This window comes from Mesonia ostreae (assembly GCF_031845265.1).
GTDB classification, from domain to species: domain Bacteria; phylum Bacteroidota; class Bacteroidia; order Flavobacteriales; family Flavobacteriaceae; genus Mesonia; species Mesonia ostreae.
Genome location: NZ_JAVRBG010000022.1, coordinates 1 through 18,248, shown reverse-complemented (window position 1 = coordinate 18,248; position 18,248 = coordinate 1). Strand labels below are relative to the sequence as shown.

19 protein-coding genes are annotated in these 18,248 nt (G+C 34.9%); 12 read left to right on the top strand and 7 right to left on the bottom strand.

The window, feature by feature from the left end:
* The first annotated feature begins 262 nt into the window (after positions 1–262).
* Entirely contained in the window at positions 263–1,402 is a 1,140-nt protein-coding gene (locus RLT85_RS14595; RefSeq protein ID WP_311402786.1) for a DegT/DnrJ/EryC1/StrS family aminotransferase, read from the top strand.
* 1 nt (position 1,403) lies between these two features.
* Positions 1,404–1,955, top strand: a complete 552-nt coding sequence (locus RLT85_RS14590) for a nitroreductase family protein (RefSeq protein ID WP_311402785.1) — start codon at positions 1,404–1,406, stop codon at positions 1,953–1,955.
* Positions 1,956–2,346: 391 nt separating this feature from the next.
* Here RLT85_RS14590 and RLT85_RS14585 read toward each other — a convergent pair whose 3' ends face one another.
* Together RLT85_RS14585 and RLT85_RS14580 are read right to left on the bottom strand one after the other, a co-directional pair.
* The gene (locus RLT85_RS14585) at positions 2,347–3,120 is read right to left on the bottom strand and encodes a 2-keto-4-pentenoate hydratase (RefSeq protein WP_311402784.1); all 774 of its coding nucleotides are present in this window, start codon (positions 3,118–3,120) and stop codon (positions 2,347–2,349) included.
* Between the two features lies 1 nt (position 3,121).
* Positions 3,122–3,625 carry a DUF456 domain-containing protein gene (locus RLT85_RS14580; RefSeq protein WP_311402783.1) on the bottom strand — a complete coding sequence of 168 codons (504 nt, stop codon included), beginning with the start codon at positions 3,623–3,625 and terminating at the stop codon, positions 3,122–3,124.
* Positions 3,626–3,757: 132 nt separating this feature from the next.
* Between RLT85_RS14580 and RLT85_RS14575 the strand changes: the two genes are divergently transcribed.
* The 5 genes from RLT85_RS14575 to RLT85_RS14555 all read left to right on the top strand — a co-directional run bounded on the left by RLT85_RS14575 (position 3,758) and on the right by RLT85_RS14555 (position 8,113).
* Positions 3,758–4,117: a BlaI/MecI/CopY family transcriptional regulator gene (locus tag RLT85_RS14575; RefSeq protein ID WP_311402782.1), complete on the top strand. Its 360-nt coding sequence runs from the start codon at positions 3,758–3,760 to the stop codon at positions 4,115–4,117.
* 1 nt (position 4,118) lies between these two features.
* On the top strand, positions 4,119–5,756 hold the full coding sequence (locus RLT85_RS14570) for a M56 family metallopeptidase (protein ID WP_311402781.1): 1,638 nt from the start codon (positions 4,119–4,121) through the stop codon (positions 5,754–5,756).
* A 76-nt stretch (positions 5,757–5,832) separates the two neighbouring features.
* Positions 5,833–6,426, top strand: coding sequence for an energy transducer TonB (locus RLT85_RS14565; protein ID WP_311402780.1), 594 nt, complete (start codon positions 5,833–5,835; stop codon positions 6,424–6,426).
* A 36-nt stretch (positions 6,427–6,462) separates the two neighbouring features.
* Positions 6,463–7,584, top strand: a complete 1,122-nt coding sequence (locus RLT85_RS14560; protein ID WP_311402779.1) for a tetratricopeptide repeat protein — start codon at positions 6,463–6,465, stop codon at positions 7,582–7,584.
* A 52-nt stretch (positions 7,585–7,636) separates the two neighbouring features.
* Positions 7,637–8,113 carry a hypothetical protein gene (locus RLT85_RS14555; protein WP_311402778.1) on the top strand — a complete coding sequence of 159 codons (477 nt, stop codon included), beginning with the start codon at positions 7,637–7,639 and terminating at the stop codon, positions 8,111–8,113.
* A 4-nt stretch (positions 8,114–8,117) separates the two neighbouring features.
* Here RLT85_RS14555 and RLT85_RS14550 read toward each other — a convergent pair whose 3' ends face one another.
* The gene (locus RLT85_RS14550) at positions 8,118–9,002 is read right to left on the bottom strand and encodes a hypothetical protein (protein WP_311402777.1); all 885 of its coding nucleotides are present in this window, start codon (positions 9,000–9,002) and stop codon (positions 8,118–8,120) included.
* Positions 9,003–9,061: 59 nt separating this feature from the next.
* Positions 9,062–10,165: a glycosyltransferase gene (locus RLT85_RS14545; RefSeq protein ID WP_311402776.1), complete on the bottom strand. Its 1,104-nt coding sequence runs from the start codon at positions 10,163–10,165 to the stop codon at positions 9,062–9,064.
* A 178-nt stretch (positions 10,166–10,343) separates the two neighbouring features.
* Between RLT85_RS14545 and ruvC the strand changes: the two genes are divergently transcribed.
* From ruvC to RLT85_RS14530, 3 genes are all read left to right on the top strand, one after another.
* Positions 10,344–10,901, top strand: coding sequence for a crossover junction endodeoxyribonuclease RuvC (gene ruvC, locus RLT85_RS14540; protein WP_311402775.1), 558 nt, complete (start codon positions 10,344–10,346; stop codon positions 10,899–10,901).
* A 96-nt stretch (positions 10,902–10,997) separates the two neighbouring features.
* Entirely contained in the window at positions 10,998–11,552 is a 555-nt protein-coding gene (locus RLT85_RS14535; protein ID WP_311402774.1) for a ferritin, read from the top strand.
* Between the two features lie 24 nt (positions 11,553–11,576).
* Positions 11,577–12,128, top strand: coding sequence for a glutathione peroxidase (locus RLT85_RS14530; protein WP_311402773.1), 552 nt, complete (start codon positions 11,577–11,579; stop codon positions 12,126–12,128).
* A 193-nt stretch (positions 12,129–12,321) separates the two neighbouring features.
* Here RLT85_RS14530 and RLT85_RS14525 read toward each other — a convergent pair whose 3' ends face one another.
* Positions 12,322–13,596: a chloride channel protein gene (locus tag RLT85_RS14525; RefSeq protein WP_311402772.1), complete on the bottom strand. Its 1,275-nt coding sequence runs from the start codon at positions 13,594–13,596 to the stop codon at positions 12,322–12,324.
* Positions 13,597–13,616: 20 nt separating this feature from the next.
* Positions 13,617–15,644, bottom strand: coding sequence for a M3 family metallopeptidase (locus RLT85_RS14520; protein ID WP_311402771.1), 2,028 nt, complete (start codon positions 15,642–15,644; stop codon positions 13,617–13,619).
* Positions 15,645–15,761: 117 nt separating this feature from the next.
* Here RLT85_RS14520 and RLT85_RS14515 point away from each other — a divergent pair, with 117 nt between their 5' ends.
* Together RLT85_RS14515 and RLT85_RS14510 are read left to right on the top strand one after the other, a co-directional pair.
* The gene (locus RLT85_RS14515) at positions 15,762–16,007 is read left to right on the top strand and encodes a hypothetical protein (RefSeq protein ID WP_311402770.1); all 246 of its coding nucleotides are present in this window, start codon (positions 15,762–15,764) and stop codon (positions 16,005–16,007) included.
* A gap of 49 nt (positions 16,008–16,056) precedes the next feature.
* Positions 16,057–17,016, top strand: coding sequence for a lipid A deacylase LpxR family protein (locus tag RLT85_RS14510; protein WP_311402769.1), 960 nt, complete (start codon positions 16,057–16,059; stop codon positions 17,014–17,016).
* A 53-nt stretch (positions 17,017–17,069) separates the two neighbouring features.
* Here the strand turns inward: RLT85_RS14510 and RLT85_RS14505 are convergent, their stop codons facing one another.
* A complete protein-coding gene (locus RLT85_RS14505; RefSeq protein WP_311402768.1) occupies positions 17,070–18,170 on the bottom strand; it encodes a hypothetical protein in 1,101 nt (366 codons plus the stop codon).
* Between the last annotated feature and the right edge of the window lie 78 nt (positions 18,171–18,248).

Genomic DNA, 18,248 nt, shown 5'->3' with positions numbered 1-18,248 from the left:
CCCCCGAAATTTCGAGGCTGTTGTAAATAACTTAGCCACCGAAAAGCATTTTTAAGATTTCACTTCGATTTCAGTTTCAGTTTCAATATCTCCTTTGATTTCATTTGGATACTATTTAACTGGATTCTGGCTTCGATACCCGCGAAGTCTCCGGGCTACCGGAAATCACTAAGCCATTATGGGATTACCTTTTAAATTGGAGTTTCTATGTATTCTAAAAGAAAAGGAATAAATTTACACTTCAGAATAAAATATACCAGAAATGACTTTATCTAAAATTTGGTTGTCTTCCCCGCATATGGGAGGAAATGAAATTAACTATATCCATACTGCTTTTAATGAAAATTGGGTCGCTCCGTTAGGACCTAATGTAAATGGTTTTGAGCAGGACTTAAAGCAGTTTATAGGAAACAACAAAGAGGTTGCCGCATTGAGTAGTGGTACCGCTGCGATTCATCTAGCCTTGATTCAATTGGGAATTGGTTTGGGTGATGAAGTGATTTGTCAATCTTTTACTTTTTCCGCTTCAGCGAACCCTATAAAATATCAAGGTGCTCAGCCTGTATTTGTAGATAGCGAAAAGAAAACTTGGAATATGTGTCCGAAGGCTTTGAAAGAAGCGATTGAAGACCGAATAAAAAAGGGCAAGAAACCTAAGGCGATTATTGTGGTTCATCTATACGGAATGCCTGCGATGATGGATGATATCATGACAGTGGTTAAAGAGTATGATATTCCAGTAATTGAAGATGCAGCAGAAGCTTTGGGCTCTACCTATAAAAATCGGAAGTGTGGAACTTTTTCTGAGTATGGAATCCTATCCTTTAATGGAAATAAAATCATTACCACCAGTGGAGGAGGGGCTTTGGTTTGTTCTTCCGAAGAGAAAAAGAAAAAAGCTGTTTTTTATGCTACACAGGCGAGAGATGATTCACCACATTACCAGCACAGTCATGTAGGGTATAATTATAGATTGAGTAATATATGCGCTGGGATTGGAAGAGGGCAGATGGAAGTTTTAGAAGATCACATTGCATTACGTAGAAAAATGCATTTCTTTTATAAAGATTTATTTGCTTCGATTGAAGGAATTGAGGTTTTTGAAGAACCCAATGATGACTTTTACTCCAATCATTGGCTGAGTACTATTACAATGAATCCCAAATTAACAAGCGGAATTACCCGAGAGGATCTACGTTTAGCTTTTGAGAAAGAGAACATAGAAAGTAGACCTTTATGGAAACCTATGCATTTACAACCTATTTTTGAGAATGCTCCTTATTACGGAGAGAAGGTAGCCGAACATTTATTTGAGGAAGGTTTATGTTTACCTTCGGGTTCTAATCTAGGGGATGAAGAACGCGAACGAATTACGAATGTAGTACTAGAAATCTTTAAATAAAATGATACTTAAAACCATACAGCAGAGACGATCTATTTTTCCGGCACAATATAGTAAGGAGCCAGTAAGAAATGAACAGATAGAACAACTGTTTGAAGCAGCGAACTGGGCACCTACACATCGTAAGACCGAACCTTGGCGTTTTTATGTAGTTACTGGAGACAGATTAGAGAACTTGGGAGATTTCTTAGCAAAAACGTATCGAACAACTACCGATAAGTTTTCTGAATTCAAATTTGAAAAGATTAAAGCTAAACCGCAACAAGCAAGTCATGTGATTGTAATTTGTATGGAGCGAGATCCTAAAGAACGCGTGCCAGAGTGGGAAGAGATCGCTGCTACGGCTATGGCCGTACAAAATATGTGGTTAATGGCTACGGAATTAAAACTGGGTAGCTATTGGAGTTCGCCATCCCTTGTAGAACATATGGAAAAGTTTCTTCCAATGAAAGAAAATGAAAAATGCTTAGGTTTGTTTTATGTAGGGAATTATGATGATGAAAGTCCAAGGGGAGTACGCCAACCTATAGAGAATAAGGTAACATGGTTGTAGTTGATTTAAGATGCGAGACCGCTTCGCTTTTAGATCATAGAAGTTAGACTTGATTTTCTATCAATTGGTAAAAAAATAGCTATTTTTTAGAATTATTAGTCCAATGTAAAAATAAAGGATAATTCTATACATGCTTTGATATTCACTTTCATCACCAAGGCGACTGCCAAGTTTAAAGTTTCAATCGGAAACTATTAATAAATCAGTTGTGTTCGTTTTAAATAAATTTGAGGAAATTATAGTATGTACTATATTTATTTTTTAGTTGCAGGCCTTCGCTATTGTGTTACGTATTGTTTTAAAAAATATGATAATCAATGTTTTAAATTTTGAGCCTTACGTCTAATGTCTTGTAGCGAGGCGGTCTTATATCTTAGTCTAATAATATCAATTAATCTACATCAAAACTAATTTCTCCTAAACCTTCAATTGTAGCTTTTACTTTATCGGAAGGGTTTAAACTGACCATTGGACCTAAAGCTCCTGATAGAATTACTTCTCCTTTCTTAAGTGGATTTCCTAAAGCACCCATTTTGTTTGCCAACCAAACTACCGAATTTAAAGGATTTCCCATGCAGGAAGTTCCGTCGCCTTCAGAAACCAATTCATCATTCACATAAAGTTGCATTTTACTATTTTCTAGATCTATATTCTTTATAGACATTTTTTTATTTCCTAAGATAAAGTGACTCGAAGAAGCATTGTCTGCAATGGTATCGGTGATTTTAATGTTCCAATCTTTAATTCGGCTTCCTACAATTTCAATAGCGCTTACCACATAATCTATCGCATCGATGATATCTTCAGTAGTGAGTTGTTCCCCAGTTAAATCATGTTTTAATATAAAAGCAATTTCAGCTTCAGCTTTGGGTTGCATCAAATCCGCGAAAGCGAGATTCTCCCCTTGATTAAATTGCATATGCTGTAGTAAAATCCCAAAATCGGGTTGGTCTACGCCCAATTGTTCTTGCACTTTAAAAGAAGTAAGTCCTATTTTTTTACCGACTTCGATACCGCCTTTCGCTATTTTTTCGTCCACATTAAGTTTTTGAATGGCATAAGCGGACTCTAAATCTAAATCGGATAAATGCGTACGAATAGGTTCACAAGCTTTTTGAGTAATTTCTGCTTGTAATAAAATAGCGGCAATTTCTTTATGGGTCATCTTAAAAAAAGGATTGAAAATGTTGAATAAAAATACTTATAAATATACCCAAATATACGCAGGCTGCGAGGAAACTCACAAAAGAAGAAGCTAAAAATCCTAAAAAGGAACCAGTTGCGGCACGAAATGCATTTTTCATATTGCTTTGTTTGTTAAATAAAAGTTCGCCTAGGAAGGCTCCTAAAAATGCGCCGATGAGAATTCCAAAAGGAATGGGAACAAAAATACCTACAATTAAGCCCAGCGTTGTGCCAATTGCTGCGGCTTTACTCCCTCCAAATCTTTTGCTTGCCGCAGCGGGGATTACATAATCTAAAACAAGAATCCCGGCTGCAAGCACAAAAGTGATGATAAGAATGGTATAATTTATTTCTACCACAGAGGTCAAATAGATTAAGAGTATGCCAAGCCAACTCAGTGAAATTCCTGGTAATGCGGGTAGAAATGTGCCAGCAATTCCAATTAAACATAAAACGAAACCTACAGCAAGTAAAATTAAATCCATAAATTTATTAACTAGAAAGTTAGTTTAAACTAAAATTTTAGTTATATTTGAGTATTATTAATAAAGTTTAAATCAAAAGTAAGCTATATTTTTTAAGTTATTGCACCTAACGAATTAAGATAAAACTGCCGTATGAGAGAATTAACGAAAGCCGAAGAAGAGGTAATGCAACAATTATGGAAGCTAAAAGAAGCTAATGTAGCTGCAATGATTGAAGAAATGCCAGAGCCTAAGCCCGCTTACAATACAATTTCTACTATTGTAAGAATTTTGGAAAATAAAGGTTTTGTGGGTTATAAGAAAGTAGGAAGAGGACATCATTATTTCCCGTTGGTTAAAAAAGATAGTTACAGTAAGTTCTCTATGACCAAGCTGATGAATAATTATTTTGATGGTTCTATGAAAAGTATGTTATCGTTTTTTGTAAAAAAGAATGATTTAAGTACGACAGAATTGGAAGAAATTTTAAAAGAAATCAATAAAAAACAATAAGATGGGATTATATATTTTGCAATTCAGTTTGTTTTTGGCGCTATTTTATATCGTTTATGTAGTGTTTTTAGAGAAGGAGACCTTTTTTCAGTCCAATAGATGGTATTTGTTGCTTAGTCCTTGTGTGGCGTTGATTTTACCTTTCATTAATTTAGATTTTTTAAGTCCGACTAATGCAGTGGGACAGGCTTTCGTGAATTTACCGCCTGTATTATTAGGTGATTTTTCTGTTTCTTCGGGAGAAGAACAAGCTGTACATCAAATGGTGACGTCTCCTAATTGGAAAGATTGGCTGTTACACAATGGAGTTCTTCTTCTTTACGGATTAGGTTTTATTGTCGCGTTCTTTTTATTACTGAAAAAAACCTTTCAGTTTCATCGTTTTATGAAGACTGGAATCTTAAAACAATATGGCGAATTTTCTTACTATGAAATAAAGAATAGCCAAATGGCGTGTACCTTTTACAACCAAATTTTTATGGGAGATGAAATCCCGGCCGAACAAAGAGAGCATATTTTACGACACGAGTTGGTGCATGTTTCTCAAAAACACAGTCTTGATTTACTCTTTTTTGAAGCACTTAAATTAATTTTTTGGTTTCATCCGGCCATTTATGCCTACCAAAAACAACTCAGCAGTTTGCATGAATATATCGCAGACGAAGCGGTGACGCGTCACACTTCTAAAAAACAATATTACCAAAACCTTCTCAATGTAGCTTTTGGAACGCATCAAATCTCATTCATCAATCAATTTTTTAATCATTCATTAATCAAAAAACGAATACTTATGTTACAAAAATCAAAATCATCGACCCGTGCAAAACTCAAGTACCTTATTGTTTTGCCATTAATCGCCCTTATGCTGACCTATGTTTCATGTTCAGACCATGAAGAAATTGTAGAAACCAATACTTCTGAACTTCCCGCTCCACCACCGCCACCTGCGCCGCCAGCTGATTTCCCTCAAAAAGATATTCAGTTAGTAAGTCAAATGCAAGCAGAATTAATAAATATGAAAAACGAAGGCAAGAGCACTAAGGAAATAGCTGAAGTCTTTTATGATGGAGATATTCATAAAACTGTTCCAACGCGTGAGAAATACTATCGAAGCATGATTTATATTCGATATACCTATCAAAAATATAATGAACTTGCAGATGCTGATAAAAAAATCGAAAAAGTGTTTGATATTATACCTTATGACGAATATTTGGAATTCCGTGAAAATGCTAAAGAAATGATTCCGCCTCCACCACCCCCAACAGCATCTTCTGAGGTTGGTATTCCCTTCACTGCCATAGAACTCGTACCTGCATATCCTGGTTGTGATCAAAGTTTAAGCAACGATGAGATTAAAAAATGTACAAGTGATAAGATTAAGGAGTTTGTTAATGCCAATTTTAATACCAAAGCGGTAGAGGATTTTGCTCAGGACGGTGTCAATAGAATTTATGTACGTTTTACAATTGACAAAGATGGAAATGTAAAAGATGTAGATTCTCGAGCTTCAAACCCCAAATTAAGTGAAGAAGCAGAACGCGTAGTGAATAGTTTACCAAAAATGCAACCTGGAATGCAAGATGGAAAAGCCGTTGGTGTACTGTACTCGCTACCCATCATTTTTCAAATTAACTAGCGGTTAAGAGTGTTTAACTTATAAAGGATAATTCAAGTACAAAGCGACTATTTTATTAATCAAAAAACGAATACTTATGTTACAAAATTTAAAATTTTCAAGATGTATCGCCTTGCCTTTACTAGCATTCATGATTAGTGTGAGTTCATGTTCAGTGAATAAATCTAATGGCGATGAGAACCACGCAAAGCTATCGCAATATGATAAAGAGAAAATTAAAGAAGCGGAAATTGCAAAGTTTAGAAAGGATATTCAAGATTCTTTACAAAAAAGTTATTCTGCAACAGTCAAAAACCTGAATACTGATGTAGATGCTGTTCCTTACTCGGCTATAGATAATGTTCCTGCCTATCAAGGTTGTGACCAAAGTTTAAGCCCTGAGGAGATTAAAAAATGTACAAGTGCAGGAATAACACAATTTGTGAATTCTAATTTTGACACTAAGGGGGTTGAACAGTTTGCTCAAGAGGGATCCAACCGAGTTTATGTACGTTTTACAATCGACAAAGATGGAAATGTAAAAGATGTAGATTCTCGTGCTTCTCATCCCAAATTAAGCGAAGAAGCAAAGCGCGTGGTGTATAGCATGCCTAAATTGCAACCTGGAAAACACAAAGGGGAGGTGGTTAACGTGCTTTATTCGCTACCTATAGTTTTTCAAATGAAATAAATGTTGAAAGTAGTAAGTTTAATAATCCTAGTTTTTATGATGCCAAGAGTCGGAGCGCAAACTTCGACTCTTGCTATGGCCGATAGTTTGTATGCCGTGGGTGATTATCACAAAGCGATTCAATTATATGAAAAGCAAGAATCTATTTCAGGTTCTATGTATCAAAAAATAGCTTCTGCGGAACAGGCACGAGGAGATTTGAATAAGGCGTTGATAGCTTATAAAAAATCAATTCAGCAAAACCCAAAACTTGTTGTGGCAAAAGCGAATTATGGGAAACTATTAAAACGTACGTATCAATATCAAAAATCCGATAGCGTTTACACGGAATTAATTCAGCAATACCCTCAAAATCCAGATTTTTTGTATCAATTGGGACGTATTAAAGAAAAGTTGAAAGACCCCGAAGCCTATCAGTTTTTTGAAAAAGCTATAGAATATGACGCTACACATCAAAATGCTATTTATGAATTGGCTTCTTATCATTACCAAAATAAAGCATTTAAGAAAACCGAAAACCTCACTCAAAAAGCATTAGAAGCCGCACCCAAAAACATCAAAATGCAATTGCTTTCTGCCTTAAATGCATATAGTCAACGTAATTATTCTTCCGCTTTAAAGCGTTATGAAAAGGTGATTGAATTAGGTTATTCTTCAGAAAATGTATATGAAAAACTGGGGATGTGTTATTACCAAGAAGAATTTATAAACAAAGCTATTGAAGCTTATGAGCAAGTTTTAAAAGTTAATGCTGAAAATGCTGCTGCTCATTTGTATATAGGAAAACTATTTTTACATAAAGAAATGTTAGAGAAAGCAGAGCAACATTTGTTGATGGCTTTATTGCTCTCTAAACCTAAATTAGATGACACCTACCAATCTTTGGGCTTAGCTTATAAAGGAAAAGAGGACTATAAGAAAGCGATGTATTACTTTAAGTTGGCGTTAGAAGAGGATGCTAACAAAATGAGAAGTCAGTTTGAGCTGGCCGTTGCAGCCGATAATTATTATGCCGACTTGCAAACGCGACTAAATTACTACAACTTATTTCTGAAAAAATTTGAGAATAATCCAAAAGCACAGGTTTTTACCGACTTAGCCAAACGAAGAATTTCTGATCTTAAAAAAGAAATACACTTATCTAAAAAAGCCGAATAAGAATTTAAGTTTCTACTCTTCTTCTTTTCACTGATTTCCTTACATTTACCCTATGTATAAAATTACTTGGGTTTTTTTATTAGTTGGGCTTCTAGGCTGTCAACAACTGGAAACAAAGAAAATTTTTTCTGATGAAATCGCAGCGGAAGAACTCAAACATATCAACTGGAATGCTGTGGAGAGTTACCCTAGCTTTCCCGAATGTCAAAAATGCGAAAATAAGACCGAGCAAAAACGTTGTTTTGAGCAACAGGTAACCAGCGCTATTTATCAAAGTTTGGCAACCCATCAAGTGGTTTTGCAGGATAGCTTACAAGAAAAAGTAATTGTATTTATGGGAATTTCGGCTAAAGGAGAAGTAAAAATAGATTCTTTAAAAGCTTCTCAACATCTCTATACGCAACTTCCAAAATTTAAAACCTGGATACGAGAAGCGGTTTTTAGTTTGCCTAAAACCTATCCCGCTCAAAAACGAGGAATCCCAGTAAGTACAAGTTTTCAATTGCCACTAACAATTCAATCGGAATAGAAAATTATAATTTAAACTTATAACCCAGAGTAATGTCTACAGGAAACTCTCCGTTATTGTCTTGCGCAATAGAAACTACATCGTTATAGCTAAGCGTTAAAAACCCATTGGGAGTAATTCTGTACGCAACACCAGCGCCAAAATTTATAGGAAAATTCATTTCGCTTCCAGTTCTATTTATCTTCTCATTATTGCTAGAATCTGAAGAATCTATGAGGATATAATTTTCATTATAAAATGTAAGATTAAATAATTCTGCTTCAAGATAAAAATGAAAATTAGTGAGATCAACCACTTTAAAGCGGTAATTAAGAGAGAATTCTGCTTCAGAGTATTTGTAGTCTTCAGATTCGAACACATATCTTAACTGCACAAATGCAGAATGTCTTTTTAACTTTTCATTGCTGTAAACCTCCCATTCCGCACCAAGAACTGGAGCAGTTTCATTGGTAGGATTTGGAGTATAAATCATATTACTAATACCTCCAAAGAATCCCAATCTAGAATTAAGACTTGGTTTTGGTCTAGAATCTATAAAATCTTCATCTTTTAAAGTATTATTGTATTCTACAATGAAATTTTCTAAACTCCCTAAGGTTAAATTAATTCTTTCCGTAGAAATCTCTTGATCGTTGGTAAGTCTTTCTAATGTAGATTTATACTGTTTGTTGTATTTTCCGTCAATCTTTGTATTAACAAGTTCCTCTAATTCGCCATTTTTAGAAATAAAATAACGGTATTCGCCATCTATAACATTATAAAGCAAATCTAGTTCTCCATCTACCGTTTTTATAAGAGAATAGGTTTCACCTTGATAGGTGTAGTTTTCTTGAGCACTAGAAAAGTGAAAAATACATAGTGCAAATAATAGGGTAAGATATGATTTCATAATAGGGAATGTATTTATCAAATTTAATAATTCTTAGCAAAGATAGGACAGATTATGCGTTATTTTTTAAATGTTCTTTCTTTCCAGGAATAGCTTTTGAATACCGATAAAAAAGCGGTGATGGAAATAAAAAACGGATGGATGAATGCCACATAAAAATAATTTCCTTTAACAATGGCTTTCTCAAATATGTTAGCTGCTTTTTTTAAAATCACAAAATCTATAAGTAGCTTAGTTACAAACATTTCTAAAAACAATAGCAAATATGTGGGTTGAAACAACCCAATAATTGCCATTAACATCAAGCAAGCATTCGTTAAAAAAATGATGCCACCAATGCTTTTTCCATAACAATTCTTAGAAGCTGTAGTTTTAGATGCCCAGCGTATGCGTTGAAGTAGCAATCCCTTCCAAGTTTCTGTAGCGTGTGTATATACGATCGCTTCCGCGGAAGCGAGATAAACAACTTTTTTATGCGCACCAATCATTTTATCCAATAGAAACATATCGTCTCCGCTCGCAATATGTTCGTTGCCATTAAAAGCATCCAACTCAAAGAAAGTTTCTTTTTTATAACATAGATTCGCGCCATTGCACAAAAACGGATGCTGCTGACCAAATCCTCCCAAGGTTGCTGCTTGCAAGCTTAGAAAATCTAAATTTTGAAAAAAGTTAAGAAAACTTTCTTCGGAAAAATAACTAACTGGACCAGCCACAAAATTTGCAGAAGTTTTTATAATTTCTTTGTTAAATGCGTGTAACCAAATGGGCGGGACTTCACAATCTGCATCTGTAGTTATAATATAGGTCTTTGTGCTTTTATGAATGGCTTTTAATAAAGCTTCTTTTTTTGGGGAATTGCTGTAAGCATTGGTAGCGTGAATAATCTGAAAGGGTACATAAGAGTGTTGCGCTATAAACTCTTTGCAAATTTTCACAGACTCATCTGTAGAATGGTCATTAATTAAGATGATTTCATAAAGATGATTGGGGTAATCTATATTTTTTAAAGAGACTAACAACCGATTTAGAATTGCCGCTTCATTTCTAAATGCAATACAAACACTAAAGCTCACGCTAGGCGAAGCAATTTCGACTTTTTTAAAAGCTAACTTTTGAATACCTAGATACAGCCAAATCATTACAATTAGGTAAAGTAGCATAATGAAAATAGCAGCGAAAAGCATATCTAATAATAAAGTTGAAATTTTTAAGAAAGGTAAAATTCAAAATAACGAAAAAAGTAGGATAAATAGAGCAAAACGAAATTCTAAAATCCAAGGCTACTAAAAACAATTGTTTAGCTTTGTATGAAGTTAAGCCCAATTAAGAAGATATCTAGTGAGTTCAAAAACAGAAAAAATAATTTTAGGAATAGATCCCGGTACTACCATTATGGGATTTGGACTCATAAAAGTGGTGGGTAGAGAAATGGAGTTTTTACAATTGAATGAGCTAACCTTAAAAAAATACAGTGACCATTACGTTAAACTAAAACTCATTTTTGAAAGAACTATTGAATTGATAGATACGTACCATCCAGATGAGATTGCTATTGAAGCTCCTTTCTTCGGAAAAAATGTGCAATCTATGCTAAAGTTGGGTCGGGCGCAAGGTGTGGCTATGGCCGCAGGATTAAGTAGAGAAATCGCCATAACAGAATACTCTCCCAAGAAAATTAAAATGGCAATTACTGGAAACGGAAATGCTAGTAAGGAACAAGTGGCTAGAATGCTACAAAGCACTTTAAAATTAAAAAGCTTACCTAAAAACTTGGATTCTACCGATGGTTTGGCTGCTGCTGTATGTCATTTCTATAATCAAAGCAGAGTAGATGTGGGGAAAAATTATACAGGTTGGGAAGCTTTTATAAAACAGAATCCTAAAAAGGTAAAATAAAACATAGTTTGGGTATATCTTTCTTTGTTAAATCTTCTTGAAGATAGGATCTTTTGGGAGTATCTTTTCATAATTTAGTAAAAAACTAAATAGATTATGAACACCAACAGATTATCCAAATCAATAGAGAAAATTTTAAATCATCAACTTAAAAAAGAATCCAATGCTTCGCAGATTTATTTGGCTTATGGCGTCTGGGCAGATAGTGAAGGTTTTGCAGGAGTGGCTAATTTCTTATTTAGACACGCCCAAGAAGAACGCGACCATATGACCAAGGTGATGGGGTATATTATGGAACGTGGCGGCAGACCCAAAATTGAAGGTGTAGATGCTCCACCTGCAGATCCTAAAAATATTCAAGAGTGTTTTGAGAAAATATTTCAGCACGAAGTAGATAATACCAATGCGATCTATGACATCGTTACCTTAGCACAAGAAGAAAAAGATTGGGCCACGTGGAATTTTGCGCAGTGGTTTGTTAAAGAGCAAATTGAAGAAGAAGCGATGGTATTAGGAATTATGGACAAATTAAAAATTGCCGGCGGAACTAGAGCAACCTCAGAATCTTTGTATTATTTTGATTCTCAACTAGGAAAGCAAGACGATGAAGAAGAATTGGCAAGAGATACGTCAAGCAACAATCCTTTATAATTATTTACGGAAGAATTTGTAACTATGAAAAAAGTACTTACATGCTGTATTTTAATGTTCAGCATTATGATACAAGCTCAAAAATCAACCTCTATGGAAAAAACAATTTATCAATTTAAGGTAGAAGATATTGAAGGAAACACGTTTGATCTCGCTTCGCTGAAAGGAAAAAAAGTAATGTTGGTAAATACCGCAAGCGAATGCGGACTTACACCACAATATGAGCAGTTAGAAGAAATTTATAAAAGCTATAAAGACGATAACTTTACAATTATTGGCTTTCCTGCTAATAACTTTGGAGCTCAAGAACCGGGAAGCGATAAAGAAATCGCTCAGTTTTGTGAAAGAAATTATGGTGTAACTTTCCCTATGATGAGTAAAATTTCTGTAAAAGGTAAAGATATGCATCCGTTATATGAGTTTTTAACTCAGAAAGCTAAAAATGGATTAGAGGATTCTCAAGTGGAATGGAATTTTCAGAAGTACCTAATTAACGAAGACGGCACATTGGCAAAAGTTGTAAGTCCACGAACCTTACCCAATGATAAAAGTATTGTAAGTTGGATTGAAGATTAACTCAGCATTTTAGAAATTGAAATAGCTGTTTTGAAACTTGATTTTTGTGTCCCTGAAACTGCCCGTAACATTAAGGCGCGTTTATTTCAAGGTCTCTTGATGAGTTGTAAATTACTTTCATGAGATTCTGAAATAAATTCAGAATGACAAATTAATATAGTTTCAATACAGCTTTTTTTATTCGGCGAAAGCCTTACCCTTTTACTTCTTTCATTTGAGAACTAATAAATGGTACTCGCGGGGCAAGAAAATAACCAGTAAGGCTTGCAAATAAAATAGGAATTAAATACTCAAACCCTGTTAAAGTCGCCAATAGAATGGTTGTACTCATAGGAGTTCTAGTAACGCAAGCATTCACAGCTGCCATGCAACTTACAATAGTCAATGCTAAATTGATACTGGGGAAAAAGTGATGTAAAATCAAACCTAAAGTGGCGCCTACAAAAAACAAAGGGATAATAAAACCGCCACGCCAACCTGAAGTTACTGTTACTGAAATAGCCAAAATTTTAAAGATTAGAATCGCTCCAAGAAAGTAGAGAGAAGAATCACTAAAAATTAAATCGTTAATTTCATGATGTCCAAAATACCTAGTAAGTGGAAAATAAAATGAAATGATTCCTAGAATAATTCCGCCAATAAAAGTTTTTACATAGATGGGGGAATTCAATTTTTTAAAGAGTTGTTTTAAAGATTTAGTACATAAGATAAATACCCAACCTATAAGGGCTGCAAAACAAGCGAAAAGAATAGCGTAACCAAAATCGAAGAGATTACTCATTTCATAGGTGGGTAAATCCCAAACGGGGCCCAATCCTAAATGTACAATTAAGGCAAAAATGATGTAACTAAAGCAACTGGCCACGAACGCAGGAATAATCGCCTGGTAGTATTCTACGGCGTGTTTGTAATGCAGAATTTCTAGTGAAAACAAACTTCCTCCCAATGGAGCGCCAAATAAAGCGGTAAATCCAGAAGCCATCCCAGCAATACTAAGCGAGCGTAATTGTTCTCCTTTAAGTCGGCATATTTTTCCTAGCCAAGAGCCTGTAGAACCGGTGACTTGTACCAAGGGGGCTTCGGGTCCCAAACTTCCTCCAGAAGCAACGCAAAGTAAGGAAGATATAATCATGGAGGGATTATTCTTAGGATTTAATTTTCCTTTGTTAAAACGAATGTTATTTACGATAAGGTCTATCTCTCCAGGATCGCCAATAAAATGGATAATTAATCCAGCGAGCAATCCGCTAAAAGCCATCACAGGAATTACTAACCAGCCTTCAAAAAATGCGATTTGATGTGTGAGAAATTCTAATACAATCCAATAGATACCGGCAGAAATTCCACCAATAACTCCAACAAGAGCCCACAGTAAAAACATTCTATTAAATAGAAAAGGCCTAAATTTTATAGGCCTATCTAAGATATTAAGGTAGGTAACTAGCTTTTTCTTGCTCTTTATTTTCACGTGATTGCATTTTGAAGCTGCTAATGTATTAAACCTGCGCGTTTAAGCAAAGCTTCTGGGTTAGGTTCTTTTCCGCGGAAGCGTTTATACAACAGCATAGGATCTTCTGTTCCTCCTTGGCTGAGTACATTTTCTTTAAATTTGGTAGCGACTTCTTTGTTAAAAATCCCTTCTTCTTTAAAATATGCAAAGGCATCGGCGTCCAAAACTTCTGCCCATTTATAAGAATAGTAGCCAGCAGAATAACCACCTTGAAAGATATGAGAAAATGAAGTACTCATACAATTTTCAGCAACATCTGGGAATAATTTGGTGTTGGCAAAGGCTTCCAACTCGTGTTCTTTGACATTTTTTACTGTAGAAGGATCAATTCCATGCCAAGCCATATCTAACATACCAAAACTCAGCTGTCTTAAGGTTTGCATGCCTTCTTGAAAGTTTGCCGATTTTTTTATCTTCTCAATCATTTCCTTCGGAATAAGTTCTCCAGTTTCATAATGATTGGCAAAAAGAGCTAAAGCTTCTGGCTCATAGCACCAGTTTTCTAGCATCTGACTCGGCAATTCGACAAAATCCCAATACACAGAAGCTCCCGAAAGACTAGCATATTTTGTGTTGGCAAGCATCCCGTGTAAAGCGTGACCAAACTCGTGGAATAAGGTTGTCACTTCATTAAAGGTTAATAAAGCGGGCTTTTTGGTCGTCGCTCTGCTAAAATTACATACGTTAGAAATATGCGGACGAATATTCTTTCCGTCTTTCTTTTCTTGGTCTCGGTAAACCGTCATCCAAGCACCACCACGTTTTCCTTCTCGCGGATGAAAATCTGCATAAAATAAAGCGACTTCTTCGCCGTTAGCATCGGTTACCCGGTAGGTTTTTACTTCTTCATGATAGGTATCTACGTCGTGCACTTCTTTAAAATGCAAATCGTAGAGTTTGTTGGCTACGGTAAAAACGCCATCAATCACATTTTCCAATTGAAAGTAAGGCTTCAACTGCTCATCATTTACATCAAACAACTTCTGCTTTAACTTTTCGCTGTAATACGCACTGTCCCATTTTTCTATATGATCTAATCCATCCAGTTCCTGAGCAAAAGCAGTAAGTTCTTTAAATTCTTCTTCTGCTGCTGGTTTTGCTTTTTCTAGTAATTCCTCTAAAAAGCCTTTTACTTTTTCGGGAGTTTTGGCCATACGCTCTTCCAACACAAAATGCGCGTGGGTTTTATAACCTAATAAATTAGCACGTTGATGACGTAGATTAGCGATATTTAAAACGATTTCTTCATTATTGAATTTATTATCTTGAAATGCTTTGGCACCAAAGGCGATAGAAAGTTCCTTACGAAGTTCACGATTTTTTACGTACTTCATAAACGGAATATAACTAGGATACTGTAAAGTAAAGATATAACCTTCTTTTCCTTTCTCTTTTGCCAATTGGGCAGCGCTTTCTTTTTCAGATTCTGGTAAACCTTCTAACTTGCTTTCATCGGTTACTAGCAATTCATAGTTGTTGGTTTCTGCTAAAACGTGTTCACCAAAAGTGAGGGATAACTTAGAAAGCTCGCTGTCTAAGTTTCTTAATTTCTTTTTGTCCTCGTCGTTTAAGTTAGCCCCATTTCGGCTAAAAGACTTGTAATGTTTTTCTAGCAATTTATTTTCTTCTACACTAAGGTCTAGAGATTCCTTTTGATCATAAACGGTTTTTACCCGCTTAAAAAGTGCTTCATTCAACGTTAAATCATTACCAAATTCACTCAACCAAGGCGAAACTTCTTGTGCTATTTCTTGAATCTTATCGTTAGTTTCAGCAGAATTTAAGTTAAAGAAAATGCTGGTGGCTCTACTTAAAGTTTCTCCGCTATTCTCTAAAGCTTCAATGGTATTTTTAAACGTTGGCGCTTCCGCGGAAGCCGTAATGGAGTCAATTTCTGCTTTTGCCAAAGCAATTGCTTCTTTGATTGCCGGTTGGTAATGTTCGGTTTTTATTTTTGAAAATGGAGCCTCCTCAAAAGACTGCAAAAGTGGATTATTCTGGTTCATAATTTTTTTCAGTTTTAAGAATTGCTAATTTACAAAGTAGGAGTTCAATCTTAAAAGTTAACGTAATAAAATGAAGTTAATTTAAAAATTGTACTTTGGTTTTTTAAATTTAGAACTATGACAAAACAACTTTTATTTTTAGGGTGTTTTCTTCTGCTTTCCACAAGTATTTTTGCAGATACAGGTGACTTTACAAGTACTACTAATGTTGTACAAAAAGGAGTAGGTTTAGGGAGTGTGATTGCCGTGGTCACTTCTTGGGAGCGTAACAAATCTATTTTATGGGCTATCCTTCACGGCATTATTAGTTGGTTCTACGTCATTTATTTTGCACTTACCAGAAACAGCAGCGAAACGAAATAGCTTTTTTATTTCCGTAGAACTTTAGGTTAAGCTTTTGCGTACATAAAGTATGCAAAAATGTTTTTACGTTTTACTCTTAGTAGGAATCAGTTTTTCTTTATCGGCTCAAAAAATAGAGCATACTTCTTCCTTTAGGGACATGAAAAGTGATTCTTATTTTAGGTTCAATTATGATAACGATTTTTTCGCTTCCGCGGATAAAAATTATACGCAAGGATATCAATTTGAACTCGCTATGCCTTTTTTTGAGAAGAACCCTCTTAATTTTTTGTTTTTAAAACCGAAGCAAACTGAGAATTTATATGGCTTAGCTATAGAGCATATTGGATTTACTCCGGATGATTATGTGAGTAAAGAGATTCAATTGGGAGACCGGCCTTTTGCTGCAGCAATAATGCTAAAAAGCTTCTTGGTAGCAAAAGATACCGTCAATTCTTACCGAATAACCTCTTCTTTAAGTTTGGGAATGATAGGTCCGGGTGCTTTTGGCGGAGAAATGCAGCGCAGTATTCATGAGGCTACAGGAAATAAAATTCCTTATGGTTGGAGAAATCAAATTGAAAATGATGTGGTGGTAAATTATCAACTGGCTTATGAAAAAGAAGTGTTTCGGTATGCCGATTTTTTCTCCCTACAAGCAGAATCTGAACTTCAATTAGGAAGTCTTTTTACGAATGCTTCTGTTGGCGCCAATGCAACTTTAGGTTTAATCAATAACGGATTCTCTTCCGCTAAGGGAAAAAGTAAATTTCAGGTTTATGTTTTTGGACAATCTGTATTTAAGTTGGTAGGCTATGATGCCAGTTTACAAGGCGGACTTTTTAATACCAAAAGTGTTTATACCATTTCTTCTAGTGACGTTAAGCGATTTACAGGTCAGTTTAATTACGGACTTATATTAAGAAGCAAAACCCTGTATGTTGAATATACGAGAACAACCACAACACCCGAGTTTAAAGATGGTGATGCTGCCAACTGGGGCGGAATAAAAATTGGGTATAGGTTTTAAATTTAAAATGTAAGACCGCATCACTGAAAGGTTTAAGAAATAAGATTGGATTCTTAAAAAGCTGAAAAGCTGAACTTTTGAGTAGTAACTTCTTGGCTTTCCATTAAAAAATTGATTTTTAATTTATCACTTCGTTTAAAAAACCCTGTTTGGGTTTTAATTAAAATGTCTCTATGCAAGTAGGTGTATTCTCCTTCGCTCAACTCATAATATGTAGGAATATATTTGCCAGAAGTGTTTTTCTTGTAACTTAACTCTCCAAAATACAAAGGTTGATTTACTTTTACTCCTAGGGGAAATTTGAGATTGACTCCCCAAGCCTTTTCACCTTCCACTAATTCATATTTTGCTCTGAGCAGTGCAAAATCTTCAGTAGAAATAATACAGAAACCCGTAAGTTTCGCTCTGTTCTTTTTGGGCTTAAAATTAATTTTGTAAGCTTTCTGTTCTTGATAGAAGAATGTTTTTTTTATTTTATAATCATAGGCTTCTTCATGAGATAAAAAAGGCATAAGCCCTGGGTTAATTATTTTTTCTTTTGGCCAAGAGTACGTATTTAAAGCATGTTGGGATTCATTTTCGTAACTTAGGCTTTTATCGTTAATTGCTAAATCTCTATCAATAGGGAAGACACCTGTTTTGATCGTGAAATGATCTTCTTTATCAATGTATTTGGAAAGAATAGTTTCAAACTCTTCAATTAATTTTGGGAAATCTCTCAATTTAACCTCTGCCGAGGTAATTTTAGGAGCTGAAATAGATTTTATAGAAGCTTTCTCAAGGCTTTTTTGTTGAAAAGCAAAAGTACTTTCAAAACTAGATGTAGAATTGGAGTTTTTAGTTTTATTAGCGAATCTATCTATTTCTTTTTTAAATTCTTCGCGTCTATTTTTGGGAACAAGTTTTAGTTTCTTGGGTTCTATTTCAAAATCTAAGTAGCTTAATTTTTGTATAAATTCTTTTTTTATGGTTAAGCTAATGGTATCTACAAAATAATTTTCCGCAATCTTTTTCTTGAACTTTAAAATAACCTCTCTAGCCAAAAGGTCTTTATTATTTATAAAAACCGAGTCTAGTTTTTCCCGCTCTTGAGCAAAAGAAAAAGGAGAAATACTTAAACTTAGCAAGATTAATAATAAAGTAGCCTTTTTCAAAGGCTAGATTCAAGTAATAAACGCAACTTTTGAGTTAAACAAAAGTTTTTCCATCATTTCTAATGGTGTATCAAAATT

Bases quoted from the DNA above. Each gene is read 5' to 3' on its own strand.
- RLT85_RS14560 (WP_311402779.1), top strand. From the start codon at position 6,463: ATGATGCCAAGAGTCGGAGCGCAAACTTCGACTCTTGCTATGGCCGAT.
- RLT85_RS14545 (WP_311402776.1), bottom strand. From the start codon at position 10,165: ATGCTACTTTACCTAATTGTAATGATTTGGCTGTATCTAGGTATTCAA.
- RLT85_RS14550 (WP_311402777.1), bottom strand. From the start codon at position 9,002: ATGAAATCATATCTTACCCTATTATTTGCACTATGTATTTTTCACTTT.
- RLT85_RS14535 (WP_311402774.1), top strand. From the start codon at position 10,998: ATGAACACCAACAGATTATCCAAATCAATAGAGAAAATTTTAAATCAT.
- RLT85_RS14530 (WP_311402773.1), top strand. From the start codon at position 11,577: ATGAAAAAAGTACTTACATGCTGTATTTTAATGTTCAGCATTATGATA.
- RLT85_RS14595 (WP_311402786.1), top strand. From the start codon at position 263: ATGACTTTATCTAAAATTTGGTTGTCTTCCCCGCATATGGGAGGAAAT.
- RLT85_RS14515 (WP_311402770.1), top strand. From the start codon at position 15,762: ATGACAAAACAACTTTTATTTTTAGGGTGTTTTCTTCTGCTTTCCACA.
- RLT85_RS14520 (WP_311402771.1), bottom strand. From the start codon at position 15,644: ATGAACCAGAATAATCCACTTTTGCAGTCTTTTGAGGAGGCTCCATTT.
- RLT85_RS14580 (WP_311402783.1), bottom strand. From the start codon at position 3,625: ATGGATTTAATTTTACTTGCTGTAGGTTTCGTTTTATGTTTAATTGGA.
- RLT85_RS14590 (WP_311402785.1), top strand. From the start codon at position 1,404: ATGATACTTAAAACCATACAGCAGAGACGATCTATTTTTCCGGCACAA.
- RLT85_RS14575 (WP_311402782.1), top strand. From the start codon at position 3,758: ATGAGAGAATTAACGAAAGCCGAAGAAGAGGTAATGCAACAATTATGG.
- RLT85_RS14585 (WP_311402784.1), bottom strand. From the start codon at position 3,120: ATGACCCATAAAGAAATTGCCGCTATTTTATTACAAGCAGAAATTACT.
- RLT85_RS14570 (WP_311402781.1), top strand. From the start codon at position 4,119: ATGGGATTATATATTTTGCAATTCAGTTTGTTTTTGGCGCTATTTTAT.
- RLT85_RS14510 (WP_311402769.1), top strand. From the start codon at position 16,057: ATGCAAAAATGTTTTTACGTTTTACTCTTAGTAGGAATCAGTTTTTCT.
- RLT85_RS14565 (WP_311402780.1), top strand. From the start codon at position 5,833: ATGTTACAAAATTTAAAATTTTCAAGATGTATCGCCTTGCCTTTACTA.
- RLT85_RS14555 (WP_311402778.1), top strand. From the start codon at position 7,637: ATGTATAAAATTACTTGGGTTTTTTTATTAGTTGGGCTTCTAGGCTGT.